Source organism: Enterobacter cloacae complex sp. IR5422, assembly GCF_049238165.1.
In the GTDB taxonomy this organism is placed as follows: domain Bacteria; phylum Pseudomonadota; class Gammaproteobacteria; order Enterobacterales; family Enterobacteriaceae; genus Enterobacter; species Enterobacter roggenkampii.
Window position 1 is genome coordinate 1 of record NZ_JBMKHT010000094.1, and the last position, 5,648, is coordinate 5,648.

General features: G+C 47.5%; 4 protein-coding genes. 2 read left to right on the top strand and 2 right to left on the bottom strand.

The window, feature by feature from the left end:
* Positions 1–322: 322 nt before the first annotated feature.
* Positions 323–1,234, top strand: a complete 912-nt coding sequence (locus ACOTXT_RS22145) for a DNA methyltransferase (RefSeq protein WP_409022902.1) — start codon at positions 323–325, stop codon at positions 1,232–1,234.
* A complete protein-coding gene (locus ACOTXT_RS22150; protein ID WP_016246235.1) occupies positions 1,231–3,804 on the top strand; it encodes a DEAD/DEAH box helicase in 2,574 nt (857 codons plus the stop codon). Before ACOTXT_RS22145 ends, ACOTXT_RS22150 begins: the two co-directional genes overlap by 4 nt.
* Before the next feature lie 90 nt (positions 3,805–3,894).
* Here ACOTXT_RS22150 and ACOTXT_RS22155 read toward each other — a convergent pair whose 3' ends face one another.
* Complete coding sequence (locus ACOTXT_RS22155) at positions 3,895–4,521, bottom strand: inovirus Gp2 family protein (RefSeq protein WP_333165711.1); 627 nt, start codon at positions 4,519–4,521, stop codon at positions 3,895–3,897.
* 271 nt (positions 4,522–4,792) lie between these two features.
* Positions 4,793–5,491, bottom strand: coding sequence for a recombinase family protein (locus ACOTXT_RS22160; protein ID WP_266195238.1), 699 nt, complete (start codon positions 5,489–5,491; stop codon positions 4,793–4,795).
* Positions 5,492–5,648: the final 157 nt, after the last annotated feature.

Consider the following 5,648-nt stretch of genomic DNA (forward strand, 5'->3'; position numbering starts at 1 on the left):
GTCTGGCGGCGTTTACTGGAAAACTCACTGTCGGCAAAAGTCAGTTGCTGGCTCATCCGGTTACTCATTCTGGGTTCAGGTTACAACACGATGATCTCACATCTCGGACTTATTCGCACCTTCCTTAGGAGCAGAACTCCCACAGGACAGACCCGGACTGACGACTATTTGGCCTCTACGTTCAGATGGTTCAGAAGGTGTATGGCAAGTTGGGCCTTCAGAATTACGAAGCCGCATTGAGCAAGGTAGGGTTAGACTAGGGCGAGCCACTTCCTATGGTTTTGTCGTAAATTATCTTCCTGACGGTGCGTATGCAGCCGTATTGTCTGATCTTTTCGAAATACATGGTCGTGCTGAGGATGGCTCACTGATCGCAACAGGTCGCCGCGATACTCGCCGAGTTGCCCCCTCACAATGGAAAATTGCGTCTCATAATGCCTCAGAGTATGGCACAGCCCTTCTTCGCTCCTTGTTGCCGTCGAGAACTTTTCCATTCCCTAAATCGCTTTATGCTGTTGAGGACGCTCTTCGCTTTTTTGTTGCTAACAAGCCCAAAGCAATCATTCTCGATTTCTTTAGCGGCTCAGGTACAACAGCCCACGCAGTCATGCGCCTTAACAAGCAGGATGGTGGTTATCGTCAGTGCATCTCTGTCACTAATAACGAAGTCTCTGCCGACGAACAGAAAAAATTGCGACAACAGGGTTTTCGCCCCGGAGATCCTGATTGGGAAAAGTGGGGCATCTGTGACTACATAACCAAACCACGTGTACAGGCCGCCATCACAGGGAAAACGCCGAAAGGACAACCTATTAAGGGCAATTATAAATTTATCGATGAGTTCCCCATGTCTGAAGGCTTCGAGGAAAACGCCGAATTTTTCACCTTGACCTACGAAGCAGAGAAATCGGTTAGCCACAACTTGGCTTTTAGTCACATTGCGCCGTTACTGTGGCTACGTGCTGGCGCATGCGGCAAACGTATTGACAAACTGCCTGCTGCAGGATGGGCGGTGACTGATGCGTATGGCCTGCTGTCGGCTATGGATCAGGCCACACCCTTCATTGAAGCCATTAGCCACGCCAGTGACGTGCGAGTGGCCTTCATCGTCACCGACGACGATCGTCACTTCCAGGCTGTAAGCAGACGTTTACCAAAAGGCGTTGAGCCTGTGCGTCTGTACGAATCGTACCTGACCAATTTCAGCTTCACCAGTGGGGAATTAACAGAATGAAGTTCACTCTCAAGGACTACCAGCGGGATGCGGTGCGTGATTCGCTGGTGAATCTCAGAAAGGCTCGCCGTTACTGGCATAACGAGAGCGATAAGAGCGCCTTCTCTTTAACGGCTGTGACCGGTGCGGGTAAGACCGTCATGGCTGCCGCTGCGTTTGAAGCATTATTTCATGGCGACGACGAATTTAATTTCGATGCCGATCCCGGCGCGGTAGTGATCTGGTTCAGTGACGATCCTGCACTGAACGAGCAAACCCGTTTTCGTCTGATGGAGGCCAGTGATCGTATCAACTATAACGATATGGTAGTCGTTGAACACCCTTTCAGTCGGCGCAAATTTCAGGCCGGGAAAATCTATTTCCTTAACACGCATAAGTTTGGCAAAAACAGTCTATTGGTGCGCGGGTTTGATGATAAAGGCGGGCTTTTCGAGGCTGCCCCTGATGCACAGGCTTATACGCTGTGGGATACTATTCAAAACACCATCGAAGACCCAGATCTGACCCTTTACTTAGTGCTAGATGAAGCGCACAGGGGGATGGGATCGTCAACGACTTCCAGCGAAGCAGCTAAAAGTACCATTGTGCAACGGCTCATCAACGGTTCGGCTGGGGTAAAGGGTATTCCAGTAGTATGGGGGATCTCCGCCACAGTTGAACGTTTCGACAAAGCCATTGTGAATGCTGGTCATCATGTCAAACTGCCGAATGTGGTGGTTGACCCCGCTAAAGTGCAGGAATCGGGACTTATCAAGGACGATATCATTCTGGGTGTGCCTGATGAAGCTGGTGACTTCGATACAGTGTGGGTACGCCGTGCTGCCGACAAACTCAGGGAAGCGAGCGATGCCTGGGCAGAGTACGCAAGGCAGCAGGAAACCGTACGCGAAGTAGTGCCTCTGATGGTATTCCAGGTTCCCAATATGCCAGATCCAAACGAGGTCGGACGCTGGCTGGATACGTTATTCTCCCGTTATCCTGAGTTGCCCCTTGACAGTGTTGCTCATGTCTTCGGTGAACACACCACACAACGTTTCGGCCAACACCAGGTGCCTTATATTGAACCGCAGCGGGTGCAGGAATCAACCTGGGTGCGCGTACTAATTGCTAAAGATGCCATCAGCACTGGCTGGGATTGCCCGCGTGCCGAAGTGATGGTTTCCTTCCGCGCTGCCAGCGACAGAACACATATTACGCAATTGCTGGGGCGTATGGTACGTACTCCACTAGCAAGACGTATTCCGGGTAATGAGCGCTTAAACTCAGTAGAATGTCTGCTGCCCAAGTTTAATACTAATACCGTAGGAGATGTCGTCAATACCTTGTTTAAGGGCGATGATACCTCTCCTCCGAGCGGACGCATCCTTGTTAACCCAGTGGAGATGAAACCTAACCCGGCGGCTTCAGTTGCCGTATGGGAAGTATTTGAAGCGCTACCTTCGCAAACCCGACCACAGAAAGGAGCCAGACCCGCCAGACGTCTGACCGCGCTGGCACAGGAACTGGTTGATGACGGTATTCTTGAAGGGGCAGTCAGGAAAGCCCATGCTGCTTTGCACGCTGTTCTGGACAAGATCCAGACAGAAAATGCTGAAAAAATCAAAAACAAGCGCAATGCCGTGCTCGTTGTGGATGGCAAGGCAGTGGTTGCCAGCCTGAAGAACAAAGCTATGACCTTCAACGAATTCTGGGAAGAGGCGGACGTAGCGGTGATTGATGACGCATACCGGCGTGCAGCCCGAATCTTCAGCCCGGATGTTTCACGTACCTATGTCGAATATCTGGCCGATAAGGTTGCGGATCGAGAAGATGATGCAGAGGAATATCTGGAAGCAATCATGGAAGCTCGTGTGACCGTTGCAGGCATGGGGCTGGTGATGGAGGTGCAGGATTACTTCGATACCGAGGCCGATAAACTGGCGAAGGCGTGGCTGGTCGAGTACACACCACAGATCAAGACGTTGAAAGATGAGCGTAAAGAGGCTTACCGTCAAATCGTCGAAATGAGTACCGAACCGCAGGATGTGGATCTGGTCAGGCCAGAGAACAAGTTTGAAATGACCAGAGTGCGTGAAGGTGAAAAGGAAACTGACATTCCGGTCTGGAAACACCATTTGTTGTGTGACAAAAGTGGGAACTATCCGGCTCTGTTGAACCATTGGGAAACCAAGGTTTTTGAGATCGAAACCAAACGTGAAGGATTTGCTTTCTGGTATCGTAATCCACAGTACACAGGGCAGTCGTCACTGGGAATCGCTTATGTTGAAGCTGAACAGTACAAGATTGTTCGTCCCGATTTCCTGTTCTTTGCCGAACAGGATGGCAAAATGGTTGTGGACCTGGTAGATCCACATGGCCTACATCTGGCTGATGCTTTGCCCAAACTGAAAGGACTTGCTCTATATGCCGAACATCATTCTGATGCTTACGGGCGAATCGAATCTGTCGCCGAAGTAAAGGGTAAATTACGAGTGTTAGATTTGAAACGGCAGGATGTGCAGGATGCTGTTGCTACCGCTGAAAATGCAGAAACGTTATTTAGTAGCGGACTTGCTGATGACTATCAGTAATCTATAGAAAATTGCGTAACGAAACTGCATTTCAGTAATTGGTTGATGCAATACAAATATGGCCTTCTCACTGGGAAGGTCATTGCCGACTTACAGATCGATTTGGCTGCAGCCGAAGTTACGATCCCCTTCACCAAAAACTTTGCTCTCAACTTTGGTGAGGTAATCCAGTCGGGTTAACAGCGACTGGTAGTTCTGCTGGAAGTCAGTACTATTGTTATCCAGCACATACTTACAGTTTTCAGGAAAATGGACCAGACCAAGGTGATCGTCTCTCTCCAGTCTCAGGGCGCTGTACCAGGCTCCAGTGATCATCCCTCTCAGGTTATCGTCCTGATCGTAATCCCCGAGGTGGTAGTAAGCGTCTTTGTTGAACAACAGGCAAATGTGGTAGTGGCATTTACCTGACTCAGAATACTCTTTCGCCCATATAATAAATAAAGGGCAACGGTAGATGCGTTTACCTTCACGCTCCTTACGGGTACGGTCAGCCTCCAGTTTAGCTCTGAGGGAATCACGCATTCGGGATATCACCCCTGGTTCAAGATTAGGGAAACAGCAGATATTGTCTCCGTTATCGACTATCTTCGGATAGTGGAGATCGACACGTACAGCAATTAACCTGGGGTAACGGTTAGTCAAATAACATAATAATTTTTTAATCTTGATCTGATATTCGAGGATATGTACTCCATGAGTACCTTGATATGTTTTCATAATATATACCTGTATTTGGTCCTACGGTCTATAGCAGACCGTACAGGGATGCCATACAGGCAGGGCTATTCCTGGTCACTGTTGTCGGTATATACTGGTATCAGATCTTAGTACGGATATACTGATCTGATTACTACTCTTACTGGTGAATACAGGTAGTAAGAGTACACAATGCCATTATATAATACCTATCCAACATCTAAATTTGAGACGAAGGTAGCCCCAGCCTGTGATGGCTGTTAAAAAGTTACTCTGCAATTAGCTTCTGGAATTAACCGATGATTCCGTTATTCCAGTGCCGTTTCACAGTCGATAAACTGATACTCAATTTCTTTACAATCTCAGCCTGAGTAAATCCACCTTTCTTAAGTATTGTGATATCACGTCGGTATTTGCTTCCCTCCTTTCGTCCTAATTTCTTCTTAACATGTCGATATCGGCTTTTAGTTGATTTCAGATTGTGAATGTCAATCGTATCCTGACGAGCAATCAAAAAAGACAAGCAACTTTCAGCAGAAGGCTCTATCCTTGAAGCTGGATGGTAGCTGTAGATAAACATTTCTTTTTGAAGGCAAAAAAATAAAATATTCTGTAAGTCCTCCACAGTTCTGCCAAGACAGCTTAGATCTGGAATGACAAGCGTGTCCTGCCGGTTCATTTCATGATGAATCAATTGTCTGAGTAAACGTTGCTCTGAAACAACCTCTTTAATATCTACCTGCTCGATCACAACATGTTCAGGTAGAATATTAAATTTTTGGCATATCTCAGCAAGTGAGTGATGATCTGTAATGCTTTCTTGCTGTTCGCTACTGCATATGGTGTAAAAAAATGAACGCATCTGATGCACTCCGGTGTCATAAATTATTTTTTGATACCTGAACAATGTCATTTTGTATAAAAAATAACCAAAAATAGAGCGTGATTGCCAGCGATACTTTGAGTGGTAAAGTAGTATTTTACCTCTCATAATTGTTTGTCCTTCTTTGTTACCTCTTAGGGAAGTTGCGATTAAGTGGTCCGCAGCTCCCGATATGACGCCCCAAACCGTCCTTTATCGACGTCCTGTGGCTCAATTTTCCAATTTTCAGCCCAAAATCGTCTCTTCGTGGCTGATTTTGGCCCTG